A 25,877-nucleotide genomic window follows, 5' to 3' on the forward strand; every position below is an offset into this window, starting at 1 on the left:
CGGGAACGTTCGATGCGCGCACGTACCTTTCTCATCGGTGTGTTTTCGGCCCTGATGTTGGTCTCGATGGGCCGCGGATACTTCGCGTACCGCAGCTTCCACGCGACCATCGCGCAGTTCGACGAGATCGCGCTCCGGCGGGAGCGCGCGGCGCAGGCGGTCGATCGCGTCCAGGCGATGGCGATCGATCTGGAGACCGGCGTGCGAGGCTTTCTCGTCACGAAGGATCACGCGTTTCTCAGTCCGTACACGAAAGCCGAGGCCGAGCAACGCGTCGTGCTCGACGAGCTCTTGGCGCGCGCGCCGAACACGCCGGAGGCGCAAGTCTGGGCGCAGCGCGTCCAGAAAGACGTGAGCGAGTGGATCGACACCGTGGGTCGACCGCTCACCGATCCGAAGGTCTTCACGCTCTCGGAGGAGGAGCGCTACGAGCGCAACGCCGACGGCAAGCGGCGGATGGACAGGATTCGCGTCGACCTCGAGGCACTGCGCGGCATCGTCCAGAAGCTCCAGGCCGAACAGCGCGCCGGCCTCTCGACCTTCGAAGACGAGCTCGTTCGCGACCAGATCGCACTCACGCTCAGCATCATGGCCCTCATGGTGGCCATCGCCTTGCTGGCCATGCGACAGATCGAAGCACCGCTCGATCGCCTCGTATCGTTCGCCGAGGGTGGGCGCGTGACCACCAAGGACCTCCTCGCTCTCACGGGCGTTCGCGAGGTGCGCGTTCTCGGTCGATCGCTCGCCGAGCTGCACACACGACTCGAGGAGGACCGGGCGCGAGAGCTTCGTTTCACCGAGCTCGTCACCGCCCTCGCCGAAGGCGGTTCGCTCGCGAAGGTGGCGCAAGTAGGCCTTCGCGCGATCGTCGAAGATCAGGCGTGTCTCTTCGGAATCCTGTGGCTCGACACGCCCGATGGTCTAAGGCGCGTCGCCTCCGTCGGCATCGACGCGAACGACCAGCAGCCCGACGCACTCGTGAACGAGGCCTTGCAAACGAACAAGCTCGTTCGCGTCGACGACGTCGACCAGCAGAAGAGCCACGTGCTCCGCACGGCCGCCGTCGACATCGTCCCCAGCACCATCGTCGCGAGCCCGATCACCATTGCCGGTCGATTCGTGGGGATCATCGAGCTCGGCGGCACGCTGCCGAAGGAGCGCATCGCCGTCCTCGACCGGTTCCTGCAGCGCATCGCCCTGGCCCTCGAGAACGCCGCGGCGAACGACAAGACCGCGGAGCTCGGCCAGCGGCTCGCCGGTGCCAACGAGGAGCTCGCAAGCCAGAACGAGGAGCTGCGCGTCCAGGAAGAGGAGCTCGTTGCTCAGCGTGAAGAGCTTCTGAGCAAGCAGGCCACCCTCACCCTCCGCACCGACGAGCTTGCCCGCGCGTCGCGCGCCAAGAGCGACTTTCTCTCGACGATGTCGCACGAGCTGCGGACGCCCCTCAACGCCGTCATTGGCTTCTCGGACGTCCTGCTCGCGAACGGCGCCGGAGAGCTCTCGGGCGTGCAGCGGCGTCACGTGGCGGACATCGAAGGGGCCGCGCGACAGCTGCTCGGCCTCGTCAACGACCTGCTCGATCTGGCGAAGGTCGAGGCCGGCCACATGGACCTGCAGCTGGTCGACGTCGACGTTCGCGAGCCCATCACCGCGGCCGTGCAATTGCTCCGGCCCGCGGCAGGCGCGAAGGACATCTCCATCGCGACGCTGCTGCCGGCGAACGTCGAGATTCACGCCGATCCGGCACGCGTTCGACAGATCATGGTGAATCTGCTCTCGAACGCGGTGAAGTTCACGCCGCGCGAGGGACGGGTCGACGTCGTCGTCAAAGCCACGAACGACGTGGTACGCATCGCCGTCACCGACACCGGGCCCGGGATCCGCCACGAAGAGGTCGCGCGCGTTTTCCAGCCCTTTGCGCAGCTCGAGGCCGGCATCGCCTCGCGCACCGGCACGGGCCTCGGCCTCTCCATCTCACGGCAGCTCGTGGAGGCGATGGGCGGCACCATCGCGTTCGAACCCGGGCCGAAGGGCGGCACCACGTTCTACTTCACCCTCCCGAAGCGGCGCGGCGGCGTGCACGTGCCCATGACGTCCACGACGTCGACGACCGTCACCAGGACGGTCTCGGTTCTTCCTCGCACGGTCGCGCCGCCTGACGACTCGGCCGAGCGAGTGCTCGTGGTGATGGGGACCGAAGACGAGGCGCTGGTCGCGAGAGATCTGCTCTTGCGAGCCGGTCATCATGCCGAGACCTCGTCGTCGTTCGAAGCCGCACGCAGCGCGCTTGGCTCGAGCCGGTTCGGCCTGCTCGTCGTCGACCTCGATGCGAGCGGAGCCTTCGACTTCGTTCGGGAGGTCCGCTCGTCACAAGCCACGCGCGGCGCCGCCATCGTCGGCCTCGCCACGGGCGATCTGCCGCCTCCCCTGCACCGCGAGCTCACGTCGCTCGGCGTCTTCCTCGTCCAGAAGGGCGTGATGACCGATCGCGGATTCGTCGACGGCATCCAGGGCCTTCTCGCGCGACGCAAACACGCCGTCGTTCTCGTCATCGACGACAACACGACGAATCGTCGCGTCGCACGGGCCATGCTCGAAAGCGCATCGATGGAGGTGCTCGAGGCCGACAGCGCCGAAGCGGGGCTCGAGATCGCGCGCACCTCGCGACCAGACGTGGTCCTCATGGACATCCGGATGCCCGGCATGGATGGCCTCGACGCGACGCGCGCGATTCGTCGGGATCCGAACCTCGACGGCATACCCGTCATCGCACTCAGCGCACAGGCCATGGTCGGCGATGCCGAGCGCGCGCTCGACGCCGGCTGCGTGGCGTACGTGACGAAGCCGGTCAGCCGTCGCGAGCTGCTCGAGGCGATCTCTTCGGCCCTCGGATCGCGTGCGCATCCGAAGGCGTGAGCGTGTGCTCTAGGCGGACGGAGGCGCGCTCGTCCTGCGCTCGCGCGAGAGCCGGCCCGACGGCCCGAGCAGCACGGTGAGGCGGGAGAGCGCGTCTTGCATCGGCATGCGCACCGTGGGCTCTTCGATGCGTTCGAGGGCCTTGGCGAGGACATCGAACCAATAGAACGACGAAAACCCGCGCGCGTGCACGAAGTGTTCGAGCTCGGCCGCCAAGTCGAGCACGTTGCTCGGAGCCCCGCGCTCCTGACGACGAACGGCTTCGAACAAGATCGTCATCACCGAGGTGAGCACGAACGCCTCGACCCCGTGCGCTCCAGCGGCGACCTCGCGCACACGCGCATTTGCCTCGGCAAGAGCATCTTCGGCGGCTTCGCGTTCGCCGGCCAGAAGCGCGTCGAGTGACTGCGTGATCCACGCAAGCCCGGCGAGGCCGCCTGCCGTGCTTCCGAGGCGCGCATTGCCGAGCGTCGCCAGGGCATCTTCGGAGTCATTGCGGCTTCCCATCGCGAGATGGCCGAGCACCTCGAGAGAGGCCGAGAGCAATTCGATCGTCATGGCGCGCTCGGCGAGAGCGGCACGACGCGCGTTGCGCAAGCGAGGCAGTGCCTGCGCCCAATGGCCTTCGACGGCCAGAGCCGCGCCGAGATGATGTTCGGCGTCGTGCTCGAGCAGCGGCACGTCACCGAGCGACAGAAGCGAGGTTGTCCGCTCGAGGACGACCATTCCGCGCTTGGCGCGAGACGGATCGAGGACGAGGAGGCGCCCCCACGACGTCGACGCGCACACCTCGAAGAGCGTGGCACCGCAATCGACGGCCACGCGTGCGACGCGTTCGAGCTCGTCTCGCGCGAGCGCTTCGTCGACGCGCAGAACGACCATCGAGGTGAGCAGGCCTCGGAGAATTCGATCGAGTGCCGTGGCTGCTCGGGACTCTCCGTTCGATCGACCGATGAGCGACTGAATGCGCTCGACGCCTTCCGCGGCCGGAATTTCCGAGCTCCGAACGCTCGTGGTGGTCGCCGCGATCTCGAGGGTGAGTCGCAATTGCGCCGTGGCGGACTGGTCTTCCGCGGCGAGACGCTCGAGGGCACGCTTGCACCGCCGGGCGTCGCGTTCGAGCTCGTCACCATTGGAGAGCGCGGTGGCCGCGGCCGCGCAGAGCGCCGCCATGTTCGCAGGCATCGTGTCGAGCCAGCGATCGTCGCGATCGGACTCGACGCGCGCACGGGTGATGCGCCGCGCACGCGGAAGGAGAAACGAGATGCCGAGGGCGCGTGCGAGATCGCTTTGTGGAAGCAGAGGTTCGAGAATGAGGGCCGCGGCGTCGAGCTCGAGACGAAGAACCAGCGCCGTGGCCCGTGCAATGCGGCCGTTCGCGTTGCCTCGCTCGCGCCGCGCAAACGCGTCGAGCATGGCGAGATCGAGGTGGTAGAGAACCTCGAAGAGGCCTTCGGAGGGATCGGGCGGCAAGACGGGCACGCGCGTCACGCCCGTGCTGCTCGACGGCGTCTGCGAGGGCCTCACCGACGGTGGCGCGGGAGACGCGGAGAACGACGAGGTCCTGCGAAGAGAGGTCTGGGTCGCGCTCGGAATCGCGATTTCAGGGGGCCGCGTGGGCGAATTGGGAAGCGGCGTTCCTCGCGCGGGCGGGCGCATGGCCGAAATGGGACCGTGTCGAACGCTGGTCACGGCCTCTTCGGAGGCGAGCACCACGGGCGCGGTGTCGAGGTCGACGATGGCGCTCAGCGCGTCGGCCGCGTCGGCATAGCGTTCACGCGGATCGCGCGCGAGCATGCGCGCGAGTACGAGCGACAGCGGAGGCGGCACGCGACCATCGAGCGAGGGATCGGCCGTGAGGCGTGCGCGAAGCTCCTCGCGGGTAGTAGCCCCGTGGAAGAGCGCGCCTTCGCCGAGGAGCTCGAAGAGCACGAGGCCGGCGGCGTAGAGATCCGCGCGTGCGTCGGAAGGGCTGCCGGTGAGGACCTCCGGCGCCATGTAGCGCGCCGTTCCGAACACGACACCGCTCGCCGGCAATTCTTCGCCGAGTTCACGTGCAAGCTCGGCGCGCGTGGTCATGCGCGCGAGGCCGAAGTCGACGAGCTTCGCGCCGTCGAGGGCGTCCTTCGCGCGAGGAAGGAGGATGTTCCTCGGCTTGACGTCGGCGTGGACGATCCCCGCCTCGTGGGCCGCCGAGAGGCCTTCGAGCAGACCGCGCGCAACGCGCAGGACTTCATGAGGCAAGAGTGCGCGACCGAGTGCATCGGGGGCGAGCGGAACGCCGTCGACGAGCTCGGTCACCAGCCATGCGTTCGACTCGTCTTCACCGAAGTCGTGCACGCGCGCGACGTGCCGCGACGTGATCTTCTTGAGCGCCGCGGCCTCGACGCGAAGGCGGTCGGCCTGTGTGCCCCCGTCGAGACCACGCGCGACGAGCTTGATGGCAACGTCCAGGTTCGCTTGGCGATCGCGCCCACGAAAGACGGTCGCGAAGCCACCGGCACCGATCGGTACCCCGACCTCGTAGCGGCCCCCCAGAAGGGCGCGTTCTACCACCCCGACAAAGTACCAGATTCAGCTCGACCGTGTGCCTCGACACGTCCGACGTGAAGCAGCGCGTCATGAAACGAGCAAGGGCGGCCGTGATGGCCGTTGCGTCGTGTCACGATTCAGACCGTCTCCCGTCACGGGATTGGGCCTTTCTGCCCGTTACTGGTGCTAGTTTCCCGCGCCCCGTGCTGGTCGTCGCCGCCCTTCTCGCCTTCGTGATCGGAATCTCCCTCGGCATGTTGGGTGCCGGCGGGGGCATCCTCATGGTGCCGCTCCTCGTGTACGTAGTCGGCTTGGAGACGAAGCGCGCGATCGTCACCTCGCTTGTCGTCGTCGGCGCAACGAGCGTGCTGGCGGTCGTGCCTCACGCCCGCGCGGGCCGCGTGCAGTTCAAGACGGCGATCGTCTTCGGTCTCGCCGGCATGGCGGGCGCGTTCGGGGAGGACGCATCGCGAAGCTGATTCCGGCCCCCGTTCTTCTGCTGGGCCTCGCGACGATGATGATGCTCTCGGCCACCGCGATGCTTCGCGGACGTCGTGAAGGCGAGCGAGCGATGTCGCTCGTGAAGGGCGCGGTCGTCGGGGCCGGCGCAGGCTTCGTCTCGGGCATGGTCGGCGCAGGCGGCGGCTTTCTCGTGGTGCCGGCGCTCGTCGTGTTCGGTGGGCTCGCGATGGCGGATGCCGTCGGTACGTCGCTCGTCGTGATCGGCATGCAGTGCTTCGCCGCCGTGCTCGGGCACATCGCGCATACGTCGGTCGACTTCGGTCTCGCCGGTCTTGTGGGCCTCAGTGCGGTGATGGGCAGTCTCGTCGGGGCGCAAGCGTCGCAGCACGTCACGCCCGCGAAGCTCCGCCTGGGCTTCGCGTGGATCGTGGTGTCGATGGCGATGCTCACCGTGGGCAAAGAGCTCGCCCGTCTCGGTGCACCTCTACCGCTCGTGGCTGCCGCGCTCGTGGTTCAGCCGAGCCTCGTGGGACTGGCCTGGCTCCGCATCAAAAATGCGGAGAGGGCACGCGTGCAGTCTCTTCAATAGAGCAACCTCGCGGGGCGTCAACCTGCGCGCTCGCGCTTGCATTTTTCCAGGCTCAAAATCGATTCACGAACGTGGCCTGTGAGCCTTGGGGTCTCTGACGCGTTATGCTAATCGCCGCGTCCGGGTCGGACGAGAGGTTCCGTAGGCGGAGCCTTTTTGTCTTCCTTCAGCCATTTCTGTTCACTGGCTAAACAAACCCGGAGGCGTTTCGATGAGCCGTAAGCCCACCAAGTACGTGTTCGTGACGGGCGGTGTCGTGTCGTCGATCGGCAAGGGTCTGACGAGCGCATCGGTGGGAGCGCTGCTCGAAGCACGTGGCCTGCGGGTCACCATCATGAAGCTCGACCCGTACATCAACGTGGATCCGGGCACGATGAGCCCGTATCAGCACGGCGAGGTCTTCGTGACCGACGACGGAGCCGAGACCGATCTCGATCTCGGCCACTACGAGCGCTTCACCAGCGCCCGTATGACGCGTGCGAACAACTTCACCACCGGCCGCATCTACGAGGCGGTCATCTCCAAGGAGCGCCGTGGCGAGTACCTCGGCGCGACCGTCCAGGTCATTCCCCACATCACCGACGAGATCAAGCAGCGCGTCCGCGATGCCACCGAGAACGTCGACGTCGCCATCATCGAGATCGGCGGCACCGTCGGTGACATCGAGTCGCTTCCCTTCCTCGAGGCGATTCGTCAGCTGAAGATCGAAGCGGGCCCGCAGAACGCGGTCAGCGTCCACGTCACGCTCGTGCCGTACATCGAGACGGCGGGCGAGCTGAAGACGAAGCCCACGCAGCACTCGGTCAAGGAGATGCGCGAGATCGGTATCCAGCCCGACATCCTCATCTGCCGCACGAAGCAGCTGCTCTCGAAGTCCACGAAGGACAAGATCGCGCTCTTCTCGAACGTCTCGGTCGACGCGGTCATCAGCGCGATCGACGTCTCCTGCATCTACGAGCTTCCGCTCCACCTCCGTTCGGAGGGCCTCGACGACCTCATCGCCGAGCGCCTCAACATCTGGAGCCGCAGCCCCGACGTCTCGGCCTGGCAGCGCATCGTCGACCGCTTCAAGAAGCCGTCGAAGGGCGCCATCAAGATCGGCGTCGTCGGCAAGTACGTTCACCTCAAGGACGCGTACAAGTCGCTCAACGAAGCGCTCGTCCACGGCGGCATCGCCAACGACGTTCGCGTCGAGCTCGAGTACATCGACTCCGAGCAGGTCGAGCGCGAAGGTGCCGAGAAGTTCCTCGCCGGTGTCGACGCCGTCCTCGTCCCCGGTGGCTTCGGCGACCGCGGCACGGAAGGAAAGATCCAGGCGATCGGGTACGCGCGCACGAACAAGATTCCGTTCTTCGGCATCTGCCTCGGCATGCAGCTCGCGGTCGTCGAGTTCGCACGCAGCGTGGCCGGCCTCGAGAACGCGAACTCCGCCGAGTTCGATCGCGATACGCAGCACGCGGTCATCGACCTGATGCCCGACCAGCGCAACGTCCGCACGAAGGGCGCCACCATGCGCCTCGGCGGCTTCCCCTGCACGCTCCTCGCCGGCAGCGTGGCGGCCGAAGCCTACGGCGCGACGGATATCAGCGAGCGCCACCGCCACCGCTACGAGTTCGCGAACGACTACCGCGAGCCTCTCGAGAAGGCGGGCCTCATCCTCTCGGGCACCTCTCCCGATCGCAAGCTCGTCGAGATGGTCGAACTGAAGGACCACCCCTACTTCGTCGGCTGCCAGTTCCACCCGGAATTCAAGAGCAAGCCCACGCAGCCCCACCCGCTCTTCGCCCGCTTCGTCCGCGCCGCCCTCGAGCGCCAGACCGCCCGCGCCCGCGAAGGCCGCAAGCCCACCGAGAGCCAGCCGCACGTCTCGAACTAACCGCTCTCTCCTTTACGCGACGCCGCGCCAGGGCCCTTCCCTCGCGCGGCGTCTCTGTTTTGTCCGCCGCCAGAACTCAATGTCGGTCGAGTCTATGAGCCACGCTGTCGCAGCGAGAGCTCAATGTCAGTCGATTCTACGGACCATGCTGTCGCAGTCCGCAGTCAGACCTCAATGTCGGTCGAATCTATGAGCCAAGCTGTCGCAGCGAGAGCTCAATGTCAGTCGATTCTACGGACCATGCTGTCGCAGTCCGCGGTCAGACCTCAATGTCGGTCGAATCTATGAGCCAAGCTGTCGCAATCAGAACTCAACGCAATCAGAACTCGATGTCGGTCGGATCTGATCGTACCAACCTGGCCGAAACTGTCGCAGCGGGACCGAAGTCGATCGCGGTCTCTGACGCAATTCTGGCGTGAAACGAGGGGTTATCGGAGCAGAGACGCAAACGTGACCTTTCCTGGACGTAATAATCGCACTACGACACGCCCTTCTTTTTGGGAGGTCCCCGCACATGCGTTCGAAGCTCGTTCTCGGCTCTTTGTTTGCGTGCGCGATTTTGATCGCGTGCTCCTCCTCCAACAACAACTCAGCGGTCCTCGACGACACCGACGCGGGCGACGACACCAACACGCCGGGCACGAAGAAGGACTCGGGTGCGACGACGAAGGACGCAGGCAAGGACTCGGGCAAGCCGAAGCCTAGTGTTCCGGATGGCGGCGACAATGGTGGCGGGACGGCGAAGGTCGGCGATTCCTGCTCAAGCAGCGCGGATTGCTCTGGAGCGGTCGCATCGGCGTGCTCGAACGAGGCCTACAACGACGGCACGGTCTACGCGTCTCCCATCTGCCTCGGCAGCTGTTCGGGTGACCTCACCGAGTGCGATGGCCCGACGACGATCTGTGACGACTACGGGGACACCGGCCAGGGCACCTGCTTCCCGAAGTGCACGGCATCGGCGACCGCAGTCACCACGGCCTGCTCCGGCAAGAACGCCTGCATGCTCCTCGCGGATGACGGAGCAGGTGGCGCGGTTGGCGAGTGCACGTACTACTGCACCGCAGACTCCGACTGCACCGGTGGCGACAAGTGTGAGGTCGAGAGCGGTGCCTGCGTGAAGACCAAGACGGTCTACCCGAAGGCTCCGGGGCAGGCTTGCACGGCCGACACGGATTGCGGGTGTATCTTCCCTGCTGGCAAAGAAGGTTATTGCTCGAAGGTCTGCGTCGTCGGCGACAGCAAGACGTGTCCGGACGGACTCGCCTGCCACGTCGTTGGAATCGATCCGACGGCCTTCAACGGCAACCCCACGAAAGCGCAGGGTCAGTGCATGAAGGAGTGCTCGACGAACGCCGACTGCACCACGGTCGTGGCCGATCAGGCGAGCTGGAAGTGCATGGCACTGCCGGGCGGCAAGAGCGCCTGCGTCGCGGCACAGTAATCACGACCCGACGCCAGTAGTTCGACGCTCTGCCTCTTCATGAGGTGGGGCGTCGTACTTTTGTCCGCGCACAAGAGCAAGAAGGAACGCGACGACGAGCCCAGCGCCACTGAAGCGGCATCGAGAGCACTCCAGCCCCCGGCTCTCAGGGAGATCGCCGCCCGCCGCGATCTCACGAACCCGCGCAAAGTCCGCAAATCGATCGTCTCGAACGATGATCCACAAGCACCGCGCTCGACGAGCGGGAGGGCTGTCGGGTGCCCCCAACTCCGTACGCAACGTCGCCGCCCGAGTGAGCGTCATCATTCGGATAATGGCAAATCCGTCTTCATCAGCGCGCTCGCTGGCGCGAAGTGGCGAGTCCCGACGTCCGGCCGCATTTCCGAGCGTCGTGAGGCACGGCTGGGTCTTGCCTCGCAGCGCGGGTCGAGCCAGGCTGCAATGGAGGACGTCGAGCTCGCATGCGTGATCCGCCCGCCCAGACTTACCCAGCAGCGTACGACAATTATCGACGATTGATGCTCAAGTATCTTGCCGCGCTAAAGGCCAAGTCGCCCGTCGCGCGCCTTCTGCTCCTCGATGCGGAAGAGGGCTTCCGCCATATCGTGACCATCGCCCCGAACAGCGCCGAAGCCAGCGCGGGGATGTCGATGCACGTCACGACCGCCTTCACTTTCGCGTGCGACGCGGACGACGAACTCGAGGCCCAGCGCCTCTACAACACGATGCCCAAAGCCGACCAGGAAAGCCTCGACGCCCTCGACGCCGCGAATCCCGGCTCGATGAAGATCTGGGAACGAACGTCGGCGTAGGGCGCTCACGCAGGACAATCCCGAATAGAGCGCCGCCCTCTGCCGCGGCGTGAAGCGATCGATTGGATCGGCCGCGTTCTTCGGAACGTCGAGGTGAGAGCTACGACTGTGGACGATCTTCACGTCGTCGCCCCTAACGTCCAATTCGAGCTCGTCGTGTCTCCCTCGTTCGGAACGTTCGTCTGCCCATCGACGACATCGAACGTTGCCGATCGGTAGAAGTACGAATGAAGACCAATCCAATCGATGGAGTCGTAGCAATTGAATCCTTGCGCATTGCTGACGGTCAGGGCGAGCTTGGTCCTTTCCGTCAGGGCGTGGTCTCTTTTCGGGTCCAGTAGTTGCCCCCCAAACGGACCGTAGGCGCCCCATCGTCAATCGAGTACCGGACGACATACGGAGGGTCCTTCCCTCCTGGTCGTACTGTATTCGAAGTTCGAGCACTTACGGGCCCGTTGGAACGTCGGCGAAGACGTAGGCTCCGTCGTCACGTCGCGTCGATCGACTTCGGGCTGCCATCGACCGTCGTCAGGATCGTCCCGTCGTGTTCTTCCGATCTTGGAGCGCTTCGATGACCTTGCCGTCGGCGAAGCCGTACTTGTTCGCGAAGCGAACGACGACACTCTTGTCGTCGACGGCGCCATCGACGCCCGAGTCGGCACCGTCGCGTGCGGCGGGGTGGTGCCACCGGATGCCCTCGCGTTCGACGGCTTGTTCCCCGACATGAAAGTTCATTCGTTCTAGGGAACGCATGGCGGATGCCAGGCCGCGCGCGCATCATTCATTCCAAGCACGCACATCGTGACGTGAGGACTCGCTCACACTCGCCCCCCACGGCCGCATTTCCCGTGAGAGAATCCTCCTCGCTGGGCCGAGCGGATTCGGAGTGGGAGGGGTCTGCATGTGGCTTCGTCAATCGCCTCGGAATGCGCACACGGAGCTTTGCGACGATGGCGCCAAGCTTCTCGACGACGACGTGCGGCGGCTCGAACAAGCCGTCGCCGCGCGGCCGGATGATCTCGAAGGTCGTCTCCGGCTTCACGGACGCGCGCGTCATGCGCGTCACGAAGATCGCCGCGATCTCGATCAGACGCTGTGGTTCGTCGAACATCACCCCGCCCTCGATCTCGGCCTCTATTGGGCCATGCCGGAGGAGCACACGGAGCGCGGTCTCGGCGCCTGGCAATTCGCCCTCGCGCAGCCTGAGCACCCGCTCATCGTGCACGCCAATGCCGCTTGGTCGATGGCCGAGCACGACTTCGACTTTGCCGAAGAGACGCATCACCAAGCCGACGAGATCGCCGCGGGCGATGTCACTTGGTGGTATCGCAAAGCATCGCTGTTCGTAGGCTTGACCAATCGCTGGGCTCCGGGCGACCGACAGAAGCGCGCCGCGAAGATCGCCGCCCACGCCCTCGCGAACGTCCTTCTCCTCGAAGAAGACCTCGAGACTCGCATTCGCCTGCATTGGGAGGCGAAGCTGACGGCTGCGCTCCTACGCGGCTCCGAGCTCCATCGATTGCTGCGATTGGCCGATCAGCACATCGGACGAATCGACGTGGTCACGAACGTCCCGAACGGCTCGCCGCCCATCGCGCGGGGCCTCGCGGCGCTCGCCATCGGTCGCCGCGATCTCGCCGAACAGGCGCTCCTGGAGGCCCTCGATGCTCCGGATTGCCGCGAGCAAAGCGTCCACGCGCTCGCCTCCGAACTCGGGAAATCGAGAGCCATCCTCAAGGCGAGCGACTACCTCCTCGCGCTCGCCCATCGTCACACTTCCCATGCAAGCGCGCTGCGCCGATGGTCCGAGACGCTGGCGCGGCTCGAGACGCGATGATCCTTTCGCCCACGTCGTCGCGCAGCTGAGAGGCGAGCGCTTGGCGGACTGATCGGTCGAGTCTGCGGTCTCGCCACATTACAGTTCAGGTCATTCGGCTGGACGGCAACGTTGCCAGGACGGAGAAACGTCGGCGCGTGAGCGCGCGGGAAAGGTGCGCTTCCATGCGTATGCATTCGTGGGGTTCGCAGGGCCCCCCGGGCTGTTCGTCTTTGCTAGCGTGCGATCGAATGCCCCGGTCTCGACCGTCGGACGGCTTCGAGACCTGCCTCGCAGAGAAGGAACATGATCCCCAACGTCGATTCACTGCTTGTCCGATTCTTCGAGACGGCCGCCACGCCGCTGGCGCTGCTCGATCGCCGAGGCGTGTTCGTGCGCGCCAATGCAGCGTGGAAATCGTTCGTGTCGGGCGCGGTCGAGGAAGGCAAGAGCCTCGTCGATCTCGTCGCCGTGAGTGACGCTCCGCGCGTCAAAGCTTTCTTCGAACAGCTCTCGGGTGAAGCTCGACTCGACGTCCGCCTCGCAGCGCCGAACGCGGGTGCCGAAGAACGCCTGCTTCGCTTCCACGCCACGCTCGATGCTCCGTCGAACGTCATTCAGCTCGTCGGGATGGACGGGTTCGCGAGCCTCGCCGATGCGAACGCCGCCTCGTTGCTCCAGGAGCGAGCGTCCGTCGTCGATCGTTCGGAGATCATGCTGAAGGCGTTCAACGCCATCGTCGACACGGTGCCGGTCGTCCTGTGGTCGACCGACGAAAAGGGCACGTTCCTCGCCCACCAGGGCATGGGGCTACGCCAGCTCGGCATGACGCCCGGCGCGGCCGTTGGCCAGAATCTCTTCGACCTCTTCAAGGATTACACGCCCGTCCTCGAGGCGGCCAAGCGCGGATTCCAGGGAGAATCGTCGCGCATGGTCGATGAGTTCCCCGGCGACATCCACTTCGACAGCTGGATCCTGCCCATGAAGGCAGACGACGACAGCGTCCACGGCGTCGTCGGTCTCGCCATCGATGCGACCGCACGGGTGCGCAAGGAGCGAGAGCTCGCCGAGAAGCTCGATCTCATTCAGCGTCAGACCGCCACCATTCGCGCGCTCGCGACGCCGATCATCCAGATCTGGGACCAGGTCCTCTGCGTGCCGATCATCGGCACCGTCGACAGCCAGCGCACGAGCGAAATGATGGACAGTCTGCTCGCAGCCATCGCGGCTCGCCAGGCGCAGTACGCCATCGTCGACCTCACGGGCGTCGAGGTCATCGACACGATGACGGCCGATCACCTCATCAAGCTGTTCCGCGCCGCCCAACTCCTCGGTACGGAGGGCGTGCTCTGTGGAATGCGTCCGGCCGTGGCGCAGACCGTCGTGGCGCTCGGTGTCGATCTGACCGCCGTGCGGACCATGCGCTCGCTACGCGAAGCGCTTCTCTGGTGTATCCGCGAACAGCACGAGCGCAGCGAGAGCGGGACGTCGACCGCGCGCAACTGAATGAAGCACGCGCGGGGCCGAATGGGGACGGCTCCGCGCGATTCCGAATTTCGTATCAGGGAGATCCCGAAGTCGTCGGGGCGTCGCCCCCAATCTCCTTGGCGACGAGATAGATGTATTGGGCCGTCCGCTCCTGCGCGAACCGGAGCGTTTTGCCGATGACGGCATCGACGCCCGCATTACCCTCCCAACAATCGCGATAATCGACGTGCTGGCGCTCGACGAACCGCCACGCGGCTGCATCGATGTTGCGACACTGGAGAATGCGCCAGCCGGTATAGGACTTGTAGGCCGCGACGATGGCCTCGACGCCTTCCATGAAGAGCGGCTTGGAGTCTTTCGCGGTTTTGACGAGGAAATCGCGTGTCGTGCCGCTCGGCGGTCCGCTCCAGTCTTCGAGCGGATATCGTTCTTGCAGCTCCATCGAATATCCCTCGAGATTCGAATGCAGCTTGGCCGGACGATTGACCGCCGTGAAGTTCGCGGCATGCATCGGCTGCGTCAGATCGGTGAAGTAGTGCAGTGCGAGTCCGAGCTCGTAGCAGCCCTTGGCCTTGCCGTCGGAGAGGTGATTCTCCTTGGCGAGCGAGAGGTGTGCCGAGGCCTCGCTGTAAGCCGTAGGGCTCGTCTCGCCCTTGTAGTTCTTCCCCGTGTCCGGATCGTAGAAGTGACTCGCCCAGGTCGCGCCGGCCAGACCGACCTGAACGTCGGACGGATTCGGCGGAAGGTCCGACCGCCCGTTGTTGTAGGCCGCCTTGAAGTCGGCATCGTAGAGGCCCTGCTGCCACTGAGCGCGGCACGTTGCGTTGGTCATGAGACCCCACGCACGCGCAGCGACCGGATCCGAGTCGCCGTGATGGGCGAGAATGTCGATGCCTCGGTCGACGATCCAGAGGTGCGTCGACTCCGACTCGTTCGTCACGCTCTGGGCGTCCCAGTGCGCTTCCTGGTTGTCGACCTCCTCACCGTCGTCACTGCCATCGGAGGGTGCCGCACAGGCGATGAGGGAGGCCAACGAGGCGACGAGGAGGGCCAGCAGCGAACGGTGCAGTGCCATCCTCGTGACGACTGCAGACTGCATGCCACATGTAGGCATCGCAATTTGACACTGTTAATTGGCCGTGAAACGAGCCGCTTCGACGCCAGCTCGATGGACAATGCGACCCCCACCCCGCCCCCGAGCGGACGCTTCGTGTCACCTGGTGAGAATCAGGTCCGGCCGGTGCCACCGAAGCGCTTCGGCCGATCGTCGAGTGACGCCCAGGCGAGGAGAACGTTCACCAACAGAACGAGGTTGGCGACCGTAATGGCATGCCAGCGAGCCTCGGGAACGAGACACAAGAAGACGAAGGCCGCGAAATAGCCAATTGCCGTGGGCCACAAGCGACGGTCCACCACGGCGGCAAACGATGAGGCAATCACGAACCAGAGAAAGACGTGCAGCGCCATGAGCACGTCGAACGAGAGCCGGAGAAGATTGCAGCCCAGCTCGAGCCCCAGTTGCGCGGCGAGGAAAACGAGCATCAGCGAGCGCCCACGTCGATTCATGGCCGTCTTCGAGAGCGACTCGCGCGCCCAGACGCCGAGGACGATCATGATGACAGCGACGCCGCTCGTCCACGCGTAGGCGGACCACCATTGCAGTTGGAAGCCGTGGCGATCTCCGTAAGCTCCCCATTGCGGCAAGACCACCCATAGGAGTCCGAGGATCATCGCGACGAAGGCGCGCGTGCGGCGCCCGATGGAGGGATCGAGATCGGCATCGAGCGCCTCGAGACGCTCGAGTCTGCGCTTCTCGGCTTCGCGAAGGGCAAGCGCCTTCGCGACGCGCTCGGAGAGCTCGGAGGGCGGATTCGGAAGCTCGGCGAGCACTGCCGCGGCGGCCTCGGCGGTGCCTCGCTCCAGCTCGTAGACGACCATCGTTCGAATGGCCGTCTCGAGGCCGGTCTTCGCCTCGACGTTGTCCTCGGATTCGCGCAAAGCTTGCCGGAAAGCAAAGCGGCATTCCGCAAAGAGTCGATACGCGCGATCACGTGACGAAGCGGGATCGCCCGGGGCTTCGAGGAGTGCGCGGAGTTCGACGAAACGCGTATTGGCTTCGGCCGAAAGCGCGAGGGAGCCGCGATGACGGAGATACCACTCGATGCGCTGACGGAGCTCCTCCGCCGATGAGAATCGGTCGGCGGGAAGCCGCTCCATCGCCCGCCGTGCGATCGCCGCGAGCTCCGTGGAGATCCCCTCGGGGTACGAAGGCGACGACATCAGAACGGACGCCAGAATCTCTTTGAACGAGCCCTGGTGTGGCGGCACTCCGGTCAAGATCTCGTGGAGAACCGAACCGAGGAGATAGACGTCGGTACGCTCGCTGAGCTTCGTTCCTTCGAGCGCCCCGAGCATCTCCGGGGCCATGTAGCAAGGCGTGCCGGCAACTTCCTTCGCATCGGCGGCCAGCGGCAGGCGCCCCGTGGGATCTTCACGCAGGCTGACGGCAATTCCCCAATCGACGAGATAGACCTCGCCGAAACTCCCGATCATCACGTTCTCGGGTTTGAGATCGCGGTGGAGGATTCCGCGCGCGTGCGCGAGGCTCACGGCATTGCACACCTGAACGAAGATTCGGAGATTGTATTCGAGCAGATCGGTCGTGCCGAATCGGGCCTTCACCTCCGCCGCGTCGCGCATCAAGGTCTCCCACGGAGCTCCTTCGATGCGTTTGAGGACGATGATCGGAGCACGCTGCGCGTCGAACACGAGCTCGTGCACGGGGACGATGTTGGGATGTTCGAGCGCTCCCGTCACCCACGCCTCGCGAAGAAGGCGCAACGTGGCGAGCTCGCTACGCCCCTCGGGACGGAGCGTCTTGATGGCCACCTCACGCCCGAGCGATCGCTGCATGGCCACGCGCACGACGCCCATGCCGCCTTCGCCGAGGGTGCGCCCGATCGACAGGCCCGTCGCGTCTTCGCGCGGCTCCGGGCCGCTGGTCAACGCCTCGAGAGGGCCGAGGGTCGCCGCCATCGCGTGCTCCCCCACCGGCTCGATCGTCGAGCGAGGGTTTTGCGCGATCGTCCGCACGAACTGATCGAGCTCCCGCGTTCCGAGGCCGAGGGTACGCGCCACTTCGTCCTCGGACATCGTCGCCATCGCCGTGAGATCGAGCTCGGCCACGTCCCTATGGTCCGAGATACCGGCCTCGGAGGGAAGAGCGGAATCACTTGACCTTCACACTAGCGTCAGGGTGGCAAGCTCGCCATGCTGCTGGACGTCATGCGCATTCGGGAGTTCGCGAAGAAGTTGGGCGTGAGCGAACGGGTCGTCCGTCACTACGAAGCGCGGGGTCTCCTCCGGCCGCCCCGTACGACGAACGGCTATCGAACGTTCACGCCGGGCGACCTGCTTCGAGCCGAATGGATCCGTGACCTCATCGGGGCGGGCTTCTCCACCAAGGAGATCCGCACCGTGGTGCCTTACTTCGAGAAGTCCGGGCCCGTCGTCGGCGAAGTCTGTCGCACGACCCTGGAGACCAAGCTGGCGCAGATCGACCGCCTGCTCGACGACCTTCGCTGCAGACGCGCGGTGGTCGCCGAGCGTCTCTCGAGCCTCGATGCGAACGACCTCCAGAGCAGCGCGCGTCCCCCAAAACCGCCCGCCACTTCCCGAAGGACCGACCATGAACGTACTCAACATCCTCGCGCGGCGCTGCCTGCCGATCGCCGACTTCGACCTCGCCGTGAGCTTCCATGAAGCGCTCGTGGAGCAGAAGGCGCGCTTGCGCTTCGACTATCCCGAATACAATTTGAAGTTGGCGCAAATCGCGAATCTGCTCTTCATCGGAGGAACGCCCGACAGCCTCGCGCCCTTCACCGCCACGCACGCAACGTTCCTGGTCGACGACATCCAAGCCTTCGCCCGCGCCCTCCCCGCCCGAGGTGCCGAGATTCTCGAGGCGCCCAAGGAGGTGCCGACAGGATGGAACATGCTCGTTCGTCACCCCGACGGGACGCTCGTCGAATACGTGGAACACCGAGACAAGAATCCCGCGGACAGGATGTGAAGCGATTCGCGCCCTCGATGGGCACGGCCACGTCGGTGCAGGGCGTCGGCAATGGCAGCTTGTGCAGCTACGCCCCCGCCGCCGCAGCTGGCGCGAGCGGTAGAGACAACGGCCAGCGTCGCCACATCACCGTGGCGACCGCCGCCCACGTCAATGCCACGATGATTCCCGCGCTGCCCGTCCAGAGCTGCCCCTGCGGCTCGGACGAGGCACGCGTGAAGGCGTCAAAAGCGCCGTCCGCTACGTCGTTCCACATGGCGTGGAGCACAATCGGTGGCCACACACTACCGCTACGCAAACGCAGCCACGCGGAGACGTAGGCGCACGCCACCACGCACGGGACGAACATCGCGGCCACGAGCCATGGCGATGGACCTCGCACGAGCTGCCCGGACAAGAGCAGCGGCTCGTGCCACACGGCCCAAACGAGCCCGCTCACCAAGACCGGCTTAGGCACACGCGCGTCGATGAGCCGCGTGAGCATGAAGCCGCGCCAGCCGATCTCCTCGCCCGCCGCCGACAGGCACCCCAGCGGCAGCACGTACGTCGCCATGGAGAAGAGGACTTTTCCAAACGCCACGACGAGCGGATCGGAGGGGCCGTGAGGCGCTCCAAACGGCTCGAGCTCGCTCCCCCACGCCACGCCGTACGCCACGGCGCACACCAGAAGCGGAAGCCCCCAAGCGAATGCCGTCGACGCGAGGCCACGTCGACCACCGAGACGAAACGACACGTCCCGAATACCCTCCCCGTGCACGGCGCGCGCCACGAAGGAGGCGAGTGCAGGAATCCACATCAGCGTGAAAACGAGGACTGGATTCCGATCGACCGAGCGGCCTCCGCTCAGCAGCGCGCCTTGGACGAGAGCGGTCCCGACCACGAGCGCAACGAAGAAGGTCCGGAGGCTACGTCGTGCGGACGACGGGCGGATCACTCCACCGTTCAATCACGGATTCGCCGGCTTGCGCCACGGCAAACCGCCGAGAGGCGCCGTCATCGCACGACGGGGGGCTTGGCGTCGTTGATGGGCCTCAGGCCCGTTCCGCCGACGTAGCCGTAGCTGGCGTCGATGGCGGTGCCCCAGACCGTGATGGCGAAGGCGCCCTTGCTACGGGCCTCGTGACGGCCGTAGCCGCACGTGCCCTTCGGGAAGGTTTGCGGGACAAAGCCGCTCGTGAGCTTCACCCACGCGAACTCGTAAAGGCCGCTCGAGCCGAGGGGCTGGAAATCGCCGACCTCGCCGCCACAAGCGAGCTCGACCGGCTCGAAGCCCGTGGCGGTCTTCTTGCGCACGATCGTGAGGGCGGTCTCGGGGAACGTGAAGTCCGTGAAGAACACGTAGCGATCGAGATACTGGTCGACCGGCGGAACGTTCACGAAGTCAGGGTCGCCGAGGGTGCGGGCGCTCACGCCGCCTCCGCCGCCGTAATTGGCGCCCGTCATGTACACGTTGACGTGGAACGGATGCTTGGAGTCCTGACTCTTCACCACGAAGACCTGATCGGTGATGAAGCTCACGATCTGACCAGTCTCCAAGGTCTCCGGCGCGTCGCGCGGGCGCGACGGTTCGTACGTCAACGTGGTGCCCGGAGCCGCTCCGACGATCGTGTAGGGGACTTGCTCGCGTGCGTCCGGAGAGAAACTCGGAATACGCGGTTTGAACGGAGCGACGGCATATTCCGATCCCCATTGGGCGAACGGCGGAATCTGCTGCTGGAGCGTGTCGCAGAACGGCGTGGGGAGCTCGGTACACTCCGCGCCGCCGAAGAGCCCGACCGGCTTGTTCGTCTCGATCGGGCTGCCCGAGAGCGATCGCTGGGCGAACTGCAACGTCTCGCCCTTGGCGAGCGTCCAGGTCTGGGTCACGCCCGTGGTTGCACCAAGCACGCCGTTGGCACCGACGATCTCGGTCGTTGGCGTCATGCGAACTTCGGTATCGTCTTGATTGGCGACGATCTGAAGCGTGCGGCGCTTGCCGGTCTCGCCGAAGTCGAACGGCGCGACGGCCATGTAGTCCTTCGTCCACGACGAGACGGGCAGCAGCAGCGTGGCGGCGGGCACCATCGATGCGGCACCGCCGTACGGATAGATCGAATACGCGCTGACCGGGGCATCCGTCTTGAGGTGGAATGCCTTGTTGCGGCCCGTGCCGTGCACGACGGGATCGACCGTCATGGCGGGCGTGACACTCGGCGGGCAGATGTTCGCCGTCGTGGGCGAAAGCGCATCGTGGGCGAGGAACACCACCGCCACCTCGCCCGGTGCCAGCGGCCCGGTGAGACGCGTGTAGACCGGATTGATGTCGTTCGCCGCGACCGTGTAGGTCGCCTGTGAAATGTCGAGCGGCTCGCTTCCGAAATCCGCCGACAGCGATACCGGTCGATCCCACGTATTGGCAATCATCGCCGCGAAGCAGCCGCCACGATATTGGGCGGTATCCGGCGGGACCGTCCAGAAATCACAACCGGCAGAGCCCTTGGAGAGCTCGGCGGACGAGCACGCATCGACGCACCGCCCCTCACCGCAGCCTTGATCCGCGGTGCATTGCTGCGCGACTTGCTCCTCGCCCTCGCAGCCGACGAGAACCTGCTTGAGATCTCGCGAACAGTGAAAGCCACACTGCCCATCACCGCCGGCGTCGGCTGCGCCGGCTTCGGTGAACGGAGGAGGCCCTTCGGTCTCGAACGTCTCACGGCTCGAACAAGCGGCAAACACGGCCGCGGCGATACCGACGCCGAGAATCCCGGAAACGATGCGCAACGAGGATGAGCGGATGAAGCTAGCCATCGAAGTTCGACCTTTTCAGAAGATGACCGGCGTAGGCGTGGCGTGCGGGTCTTCGTCGCTCGCGGCTTGCCCGAGCTCGTGATTCGAATTGCCGCCCCAGCAGACGACGTTTCCACCTTGGAGAAGTGCGCACACGCTCGACGACGTGGCCGCGAGCTGCACGGCGTGATGCGCAGCATCGAAGCCGGGAACGGCACCGAAGAACATCGAAGCCATGATCTCGGGCCCGCGCCCCAGAACGCCGCGAGCGTTGTCACCCGCGCACTGCACGGTGCCGTCGGTGAGGCGAACGCAGGTGATGCCTCCGCCGGCGACGACCTGCTGCGGCCATCCCTTCGTGCTCACCACCTCGGCGCGGGTCGGCTTGCGAACCGACTCGGGCAGGCCGATGCCCAGCGCTCCGGTTTCGTTGTCACCCCAGCAATGAACGTTGCCCTTCGCGATCGCGCACGCATGGGCAACCCCCTTCGGCGGCTGGGGCGGCCAGGTGTGCTGAGGAACGAACGTCGTCGACGTCACGCCGAGGCTCGACACCGAAGCGAGACCAATCGAAAGCGGAGAGCTGTCCGGGCTCAGCGAAGCGATGCGACCGGCCACGACGCCCTCGCCGCCGGCAACGCCGCCCCACGTCACCAGGTCTCCCAAGCCCGTCACGCCGAAGCCGGTGTTCGTTCCAGCGATCAGGCGCGTGACGTCGAGCCCAGCGAACTCGGCTTTCGCAGGGCCGCCCACATCGGATGCGTCGGCACGCGCGAGGAGACGCTGGCGGTTGTCGCCCCAGCACCAGATGCTGCCATCTTCGAGCGTCGCGCAGGCGCTGCGCGGACCGACGGAGAGCGCCTTGGCCGCCTTCGGCAGCGCAACGTCCGAGGGCGTCGGATGATCGCCATCGTCGAAGGCGGGGGGATCCGCGACGAGGCCGAGCTGTCCCGTGTCGTTGGCTCCCCAGCAGCGAATCGTGCCCGCGGCGACGAGCGCACACGTCGTGCTGCCACCGGCCGCGAGCGACTGAACGCCCTCGAGCCTTTGCACCGCCGTTGGCTTTCCGCTGTCGCCGCCACCGAGCGCGCCGTGCTCGCGCGATCCCCAACAGCGAACGGTGCCGTCGTCGAGGCGCGCACAGAGATGGTTCTCACCAGCGACGACCTGCTTCACGCACGGCGTCGCGGTGCAGGTCACCGGCTCGTCCGCCGGATCGAAGGGAGGTCGAGGGTCGACGCCCGGAGCGGCTTCGGCGGCGCCCCCGTCGTAGCTCCCGGCCTCCGGAAGTGACGCTTTCCCCGCATCGTCCTCCGTGTCGAACGCGCGAGACGGTCCATCGCTGCTGCTGCATGCGACGAGAGCCACGACGGCGCTGCCGACGACGAGAGCGACGAGCGGCCAACAATGGGATGATTTCCTCATGGCTTGCCCGCATTCGTTCGGTGAAGTGCAATCTGGTCACCGACGACCCAGAAGTCGTCTTTGCTCACGCCGTGGGCCGCCCAGAACATGTTTGCCACGGGAAGCTCGGTGACGCGCGTGACCGCCTGTTTCCAAGCCGTGCCGTCCCAGTGCGCAACGAGTCCAGCTTGACCGACGGACCACGTGTCGTTCACGCCGAGTCCCCAGAATCCGACTACGGGTCGGTCCCACTCGTAGCGTTTGGTATAGGCCCAATCGAATTTGCCATTCCCCGCGGCCGATTTCGTCCCGTGATAGAAGACAGGAACGGACTCCGCGCCGGCGGCCCCCGAGAGCCACACCGAATCGTCGGAGCTCAGAGCGCCGGCGAGGAAGTAGTGCGGACCGGCCAATCGGGGCGTGGTCGGATCGGGAGGAACGTCCACGCTGGTCCAGCCCGTCGCCCCGGGCAGTCGCCGCATGGCAACGCCTACCAGGTCGAAGTCGAGCATCTTGCTTCCGTAGATCCAGAGACCGCTCGTCGGGCTCCCCCAAGCCGCCAGCACCTCGACGCTGTCCGAAGGGAACGTGTCGTCGACCAGCCATCCGCCGCCGCCGTTTTCGACGGGGCCCGTGAAGTGGACGACGCGGCCGACCGCCGAAGGAACGTCCCAGAGCTCGTTGCCGCCGGCAGCCCAGAGATCGTTCGGACCGACACCCCAGACCGACTTGATCGGGCTGGTCTCGTCTCCGGGCAGCGTGACGGGAGCGAAGACGAGCGACGCCGAGCTCGTCCCCGTACCGTGCATCAAGCCCGCGTCGGTGGGGATCCAGATGTCGGTCGGGCCGACGCCGAAGATGGAGAAAATGCCGCCTTCGCTGGTCAAATGCTGGTGGATCGACCACTGCATGCCGTCCCAACGGAGCACGTCGCCTTCGAGGCTCACGGCCCAGGTCGTGCCCTGCCCGTCCGACCATACTCCGCGGAGGTTTTGCCCTTTAGGAACGTCGGTGTGGCAGAAGTGATCGACCGAGCAGAGCGGCGACGACGCGTCACCATCTGCCCGCGCATCCCCGTCGCCGGGGACATCGACCGCCACGTCGGCCGAAGCCGAAGCGTCCCCTGGATCGATCACCGTGCCGCCGTCGGGCTGGGATTGAACCGGCGGCGACGTTTCGTCGGTCGAGCACGCCGCGAGCGCAGCCAGCGGAGAAACCGCGACCAGAACGAGTGTCGTGAACCGTTTCACTGGTGCTCTCCCGTCGCGCCGGGCTTCGGTCCCGTGTAGTGGAGGGCAATGCCGTCGCCGACGATCCAAACGTCGTTCGGACCGCTGCCCCAAACGCCCCTCAATGTGGGCTTGCGACCAATCTGGAATTGCGCACTCGACATTTCGAAGCTCTGACCATTCCAGTGCAAAATCGTTCCCTCGTCGCCGACGGCCCAAACGTCGTTCGGTCCGCTGGCCCAGACCCCGTGCAGGTCCTGACGGGTATTCGAGGCGACTTCCTGGAATCTCGAATTGCCTGCGAGGTAGTGGCGAATCGTGCCGAGCGCGCCGACGGCCCAAACGTCGGACGACGAGCTGCCCCAGATCCCCTCCAGCACCACGTCGGTCTGGCTTTCGACGGGCGTCCAGGCGAGGCGATCCTCGCCGCCCGCATCCGTAGCGGCGGGCGTCCCGTGCATGATGAGGCCGCGCTGGTATTGGACCGTCTTGCTGTTGTCGCCCGTCATCCAGACGTCGTCCGCCGAGCTCCCCCAGATGCTCGTCACGTCGAACGTGCCGGCAAGGGCCTTCCAGGGGCCTCCGAGCACGCCTTCGTTCGAGAGGAACTGGTTGCTCTTGCGCGGGCCCTCGCCCTCGACGAGGAGATCGAATGCTTTACCGCCGAGCCGGAGGTCGGTACTCGAGCTGCCCCACATCGCCTGCACGAGCGCCGGAGCCGCCGTCGACACGGCAGGAATCGCCGGCTTCCACGAAGCCGTTCCATTCTGGAATCCGGTGCCGTGGAGAATGACGTCGGTGCTGCTGACGGCCCAGACGTCGTTCGGACCACTCCCCCAGACACGGAAGAACGTGTTCTTCACACCGCTCGGCGTGCGTGTCCACGTGGTTCCGTCCCAGTGGAGGATGGTTCCCCCCGAACCGACGGCCCAAACGTCGTTCGGCGCGCTTCCCCAGACCGACGCGAGCACGTCGAAGACGCTCACGTTCGCCGAGACCATGCACCAGGCGACGCTCTCGCACGGCGCCATCTCGGTCACGCAGTTCTCCGTCGCGGCGTCGCAGCTCGCGTCCGCCATCGCATCGGCGGCGTCTTCGCCCGTCGACGATGCGTCGGGGACAATGGAGGCATCCGTCGTCGTATCGGACGACGTGTCCTCGTTCGATGCACACGCCGCCACGACAGCCGCCGACGCGAGGACCGCGAGGACCGCGAGGAGCACCGAGCATCCGACGTCGAGGAAAGTCGTGCGTTTCATTTCGTCGTCCCCGCCTCGCACGCCACCATCAAGCACTTGCCTTCGATGCACGGCTGACCGGCGGCGTAGTCACATGCGTTGCCACACGCTCCGCAGTTCGCCGGATGCATCGAGAGATCCACCTCGCAACCGTCGGCGGGATCACCATTGCAATCGCCCCAGCCCGGGAGGCAATCGAGCTTGCAGAAGCCCTTCGTGCACGACGACGTTTGATGCTGGCCCGGTGAGGGGCAAACGTTCCCGCATGCCCCGCAAGCGAACGGATCGGTGATGAGATCGTGGCAACCGTCGGCGCACTCCGTGAGCCCCGCCGTGGCGCACGTATCCATGCAGTGCGGACCATTCTCGTCCGTCAAACACGTCTGCCCGACCGCACACTTGATGCCGCAACCTCCGCAGTTGAGCACATCGCTCGAGACGTCCGTTTCACATCCGTCGCTCGAACAGCCGTCGTTCAAATCGAAATTGCAATCGGCAAATCCGCTGAAGCACTTGAGCTGACCGCATGCGCCGCCACCGCAGCCATACGCGGCATTCGGCGGTGCGGAGTCACATGCCGTCGGAGGAATCGAATCACAGAGTTTCCCGCAGGCGCCGCAATTGCCGTCATCTTCGTTCAAATCGACGCATATGCCGTTACAGTCGGTCTTGCCCGGGCCACATCCGCATTTCCCTGCAAAGCAATGCTGGCCGGTCGGACAAGCGTTTCCGCACGCCCCGCAGTCCTGCGCGTCGGCGTAGACGTTGATCTCGCATCCGTCGTCGATCATTCCGTTGCAATCGCGGAAGATCAGGGGGTCGTGGCCACGCGGCGCCAGAGAGACGCACTCGAAGGCGCACGCGCCGTTCACGCAGCGAGACGCCATGTTCAGCGTGTCGAACCCCTCGCAGGAGTGACCGCACGAGCCGCAGTTCTGGGAGTCGGTGAGCAGGTTCGTTCCGCAGAGGAACGACGGTCCGTTCGAGCACGTGGTGTACGGCGCGGGGCACTCGGTGCCCTTGCACATCAGAGCGGACGACGCATCGAGCTCTTCGGCGTCATTTCCACCGTCGCCCGCAGGCGCGATGAAGGAACCCGAGTCCGGCGGGCAGAAACCATTCGCGCAATCGTCACCAATCGACACTTTGTCGTCGGTGCCCGTCACACATGCAACGGCCGTCGTGAGCGGCAAAAGCACGAGGGCTGCCGCGTAGAAAACTCCCGAGAGTTTCATT

The 25,877-nt window shown here is 65.7% G+C and carries 20 protein-coding genes; 10 read left to right on the top strand and 10 right to left on the bottom strand.

The features are described from left to right. Nucleotides 1-12: 12 nt before the first annotated feature. Entirely contained in the window at nt 13-2,916 is a 2,904-nt protein-coding gene (locus AKJ09_RS00460) for a response regulator (protein ID WP_146645007.1), read from the top strand. Between the two features lie 9 nt (nt 2,917-2,925). Here AKJ09_RS00460 and AKJ09_RS00465 read toward each other — a convergent pair whose 3' ends face one another. After that, on the bottom strand, nt 2,926-5,472 hold the full coding sequence (locus AKJ09_RS00465; RefSeq protein WP_169927135.1) for a serine/threonine-protein kinase: 2,547 nt from the start codon (nt 5,470-5,472) through the stop codon (nt 2,926-2,928). A 179-nt stretch (nt 5,473-5,651) separates the two neighbouring features. Here AKJ09_RS00465 and AKJ09_RS55450 point away from each other — a divergent pair, with 179 nt between their 5' ends. The 5 genes from AKJ09_RS55450 (at nt 5,652) to AKJ09_RS00490 (ending at nt 10,628) form a co-directional block, all read left to right on the top strand. Then, nucleotides 5,652-5,927, top strand: coding sequence for a sulfite exporter TauE/SafE family protein (locus AKJ09_RS55450; RefSeq protein WP_169927136.1), 276 nt, complete (start codon nt 5,652-5,654; stop codon nt 5,925-5,927). A 35-nt stretch (nt 5,928-5,962) separates the two neighbouring features. Continuing rightward, complete coding sequence (locus AKJ09_RS00475) at nt 5,963-6,499, top strand: sulfite exporter TauE/SafE family protein (protein WP_275936597.1); 537 nt, start codon at nt 5,963-5,965, stop codon at nt 6,497-6,499. A 211-nt stretch (nt 6,500-6,710) separates the two neighbouring features. Continuing rightward, nucleotides 6,711-8,375, top strand: a complete 1,665-nt coding sequence (locus AKJ09_RS00480; RefSeq protein WP_146645015.1) for a CTP synthase — start codon at nt 6,711-6,713, stop codon at nt 8,373-8,375. Nucleotides 8,376-8,889: 514 nt separating this feature from the next. Further along, nucleotides 8,890-9,816: a hypothetical protein gene (locus tag AKJ09_RS00485; protein WP_146645018.1), complete on the top strand. Its 927-nt coding sequence runs from the start codon at nt 8,890-8,892 to the stop codon at nt 9,814-9,816. Nucleotides 9,817-10,277: 461 nt separating this feature from the next. Further along, nucleotides 10,278-10,628 (top strand): hypothetical protein, encoded by a 351-nt coding sequence (locus AKJ09_RS00490; RefSeq protein ID WP_146645020.1) that lies wholly within the window; start codon nt 10,278-10,280, stop codon nt 10,626-10,628. Between the two features lie 528 nt (nt 10,629-11,156). On the opposite strand, the gene AKJ09_RS00495 is transcribed toward AKJ09_RS00490, so the two are convergent. Next, on the bottom strand, nt 11,157-11,363 hold the full coding sequence (locus AKJ09_RS00495; RefSeq protein WP_146645022.1) for a hypothetical protein: 207 nt from the start codon (nt 11,361-11,363) through the stop codon (nt 11,157-11,159). A 166-nt stretch (nt 11,364-11,529) separates the two neighbouring features. On the opposite strand from AKJ09_RS00495, the gene AKJ09_RS00500 reads away from it, so the two are divergent. Beyond that, complete coding sequence (locus AKJ09_RS00500) at nt 11,530-12,465, top strand: hypothetical protein (protein ID WP_146645024.1); 936 nt, start codon at nt 11,530-11,532, stop codon at nt 12,463-12,465. 285 nt (nt 12,466-12,750) lie between these two features. Further along, a complete protein-coding gene (locus AKJ09_RS00505) occupies nt 12,751-13,950 on the top strand; it encodes an STAS domain-containing protein (protein ID WP_146645026.1) in 1,200 nt (399 codons plus the stop codon). A 55-nt stretch (nt 13,951-14,005) separates the two neighbouring features. On the opposite strand, the gene AKJ09_RS00510 is transcribed toward AKJ09_RS00505, so the two are convergent. Together AKJ09_RS00510 and AKJ09_RS00515 are read right to left on the bottom strand one after the other, a co-directional pair. Continuing rightward, a complete protein-coding gene (locus AKJ09_RS00510) occupies nt 14,006-15,007 on the bottom strand; it encodes a phospholipase C/P1 nuclease family protein (RefSeq protein WP_146645028.1) in 1,002 nt (333 codons plus the stop codon). A gap of 152 nt (nt 15,008-15,159) precedes the next feature. Next, the gene (locus AKJ09_RS00515) at nt 15,160-17,118 is read right to left on the bottom strand and encodes a serine/threonine-protein kinase (protein WP_146645030.1); all 1,959 of its coding nucleotides are present in this window, start codon (nt 17,116-17,118) and stop codon (nt 15,160-15,162) included. Between the two features lie 99 nt (nt 17,119-17,217). Between AKJ09_RS00515 and AKJ09_RS55980 the strand changes: the two genes are divergently transcribed. Beyond that, complete coding sequence (locus tag AKJ09_RS55980; protein ID WP_169927137.1) at nt 17,218-17,694, top strand: MerR family transcriptional regulator; 477 nt, start codon at nt 17,218-17,220, stop codon at nt 17,692-17,694. Beyond that, nucleotides 17,621-18,004: a VOC family protein gene (locus AKJ09_RS00525; protein WP_146645034.1), complete on the top strand. Its 384-nt coding sequence runs from the start codon at nt 17,621-17,623 to the stop codon at nt 18,002-18,004. Before AKJ09_RS55980 ends, AKJ09_RS00525 begins: the two co-directional genes overlap by 74 nt. 67 nt (nt 18,005-18,071) lie before the next feature. Here the strand turns inward: AKJ09_RS00525 and AKJ09_RS00530 are convergent, their stop codons facing one another. Genes AKJ09_RS00530 through AKJ09_RS00555 form a run of 6 tightly spaced genes read right to left on the bottom strand, consistent with a single transcriptional unit; the run spans nt 18,072 to nt 25,876 of the window. Continuing rightward, on the bottom strand, nt 18,072-18,938 hold the full coding sequence (locus AKJ09_RS00530) for a CPBP family intramembrane glutamic endopeptidase (RefSeq protein ID WP_146645036.1): 867 nt from the start codon (nt 18,936-18,938) through the stop codon (nt 18,072-18,074). Between the two features lie 59 nt (nt 18,939-18,997). Beyond that, nucleotides 18,998-20,791, bottom strand: coding sequence for an IgGFc-binding protein (locus AKJ09_RS00535; RefSeq protein WP_146645038.1), 1,794 nt, complete (start codon nt 20,789-20,791; stop codon nt 18,998-19,000). Nucleotides 20,792-20,806: 15 nt separating this feature from the next. After that, nucleotides 20,807-22,195: an RCC1 domain-containing protein gene (locus AKJ09_RS00540; protein WP_146645040.1), complete on the bottom strand. Its 1,389-nt coding sequence runs from the start codon at nt 22,193-22,195 to the stop codon at nt 20,807-20,809. Further along, complete coding sequence (locus AKJ09_RS00545; RefSeq protein WP_146645041.1) at nt 22,192-23,424, bottom strand: hypothetical protein; 1,233 nt, start codon at nt 23,422-23,424, stop codon at nt 22,192-22,194. The genes AKJ09_RS00540 and AKJ09_RS00545 overlap by 4 nt, the downstream gene beginning before the upstream one ends. Next, the gene (locus tag AKJ09_RS00550) at nt 23,421-24,662 is read right to left on the bottom strand and encodes a beta propeller repeat protein (RefSeq protein WP_146645043.1); all 1,242 of its coding nucleotides are present in this window, start codon (nt 24,660-24,662) and stop codon (nt 23,421-23,423) included. Before AKJ09_RS00550 ends, AKJ09_RS00545 begins: the two co-directional genes overlap by 4 nt. Continuing rightward, nucleotides 24,659-25,876, bottom strand: coding sequence for a hypothetical protein (locus AKJ09_RS00555; RefSeq protein WP_146645045.1), 1,218 nt, complete (start codon nt 25,874-25,876; stop codon nt 24,659-24,661). The genes AKJ09_RS00550 and AKJ09_RS00555 overlap by 4 nt, the downstream gene beginning before the upstream one ends. Between the last annotated feature and the right edge of the window lies 1 nt (nt 25,877).

The organism is Labilithrix luteola, assembly GCF_001263205.1.
Lineage (GTDB): Bacteria > Myxococcota_A > Polyangia > Polyangiales > Polyangiaceae > Labilithrix > Labilithrix luteola.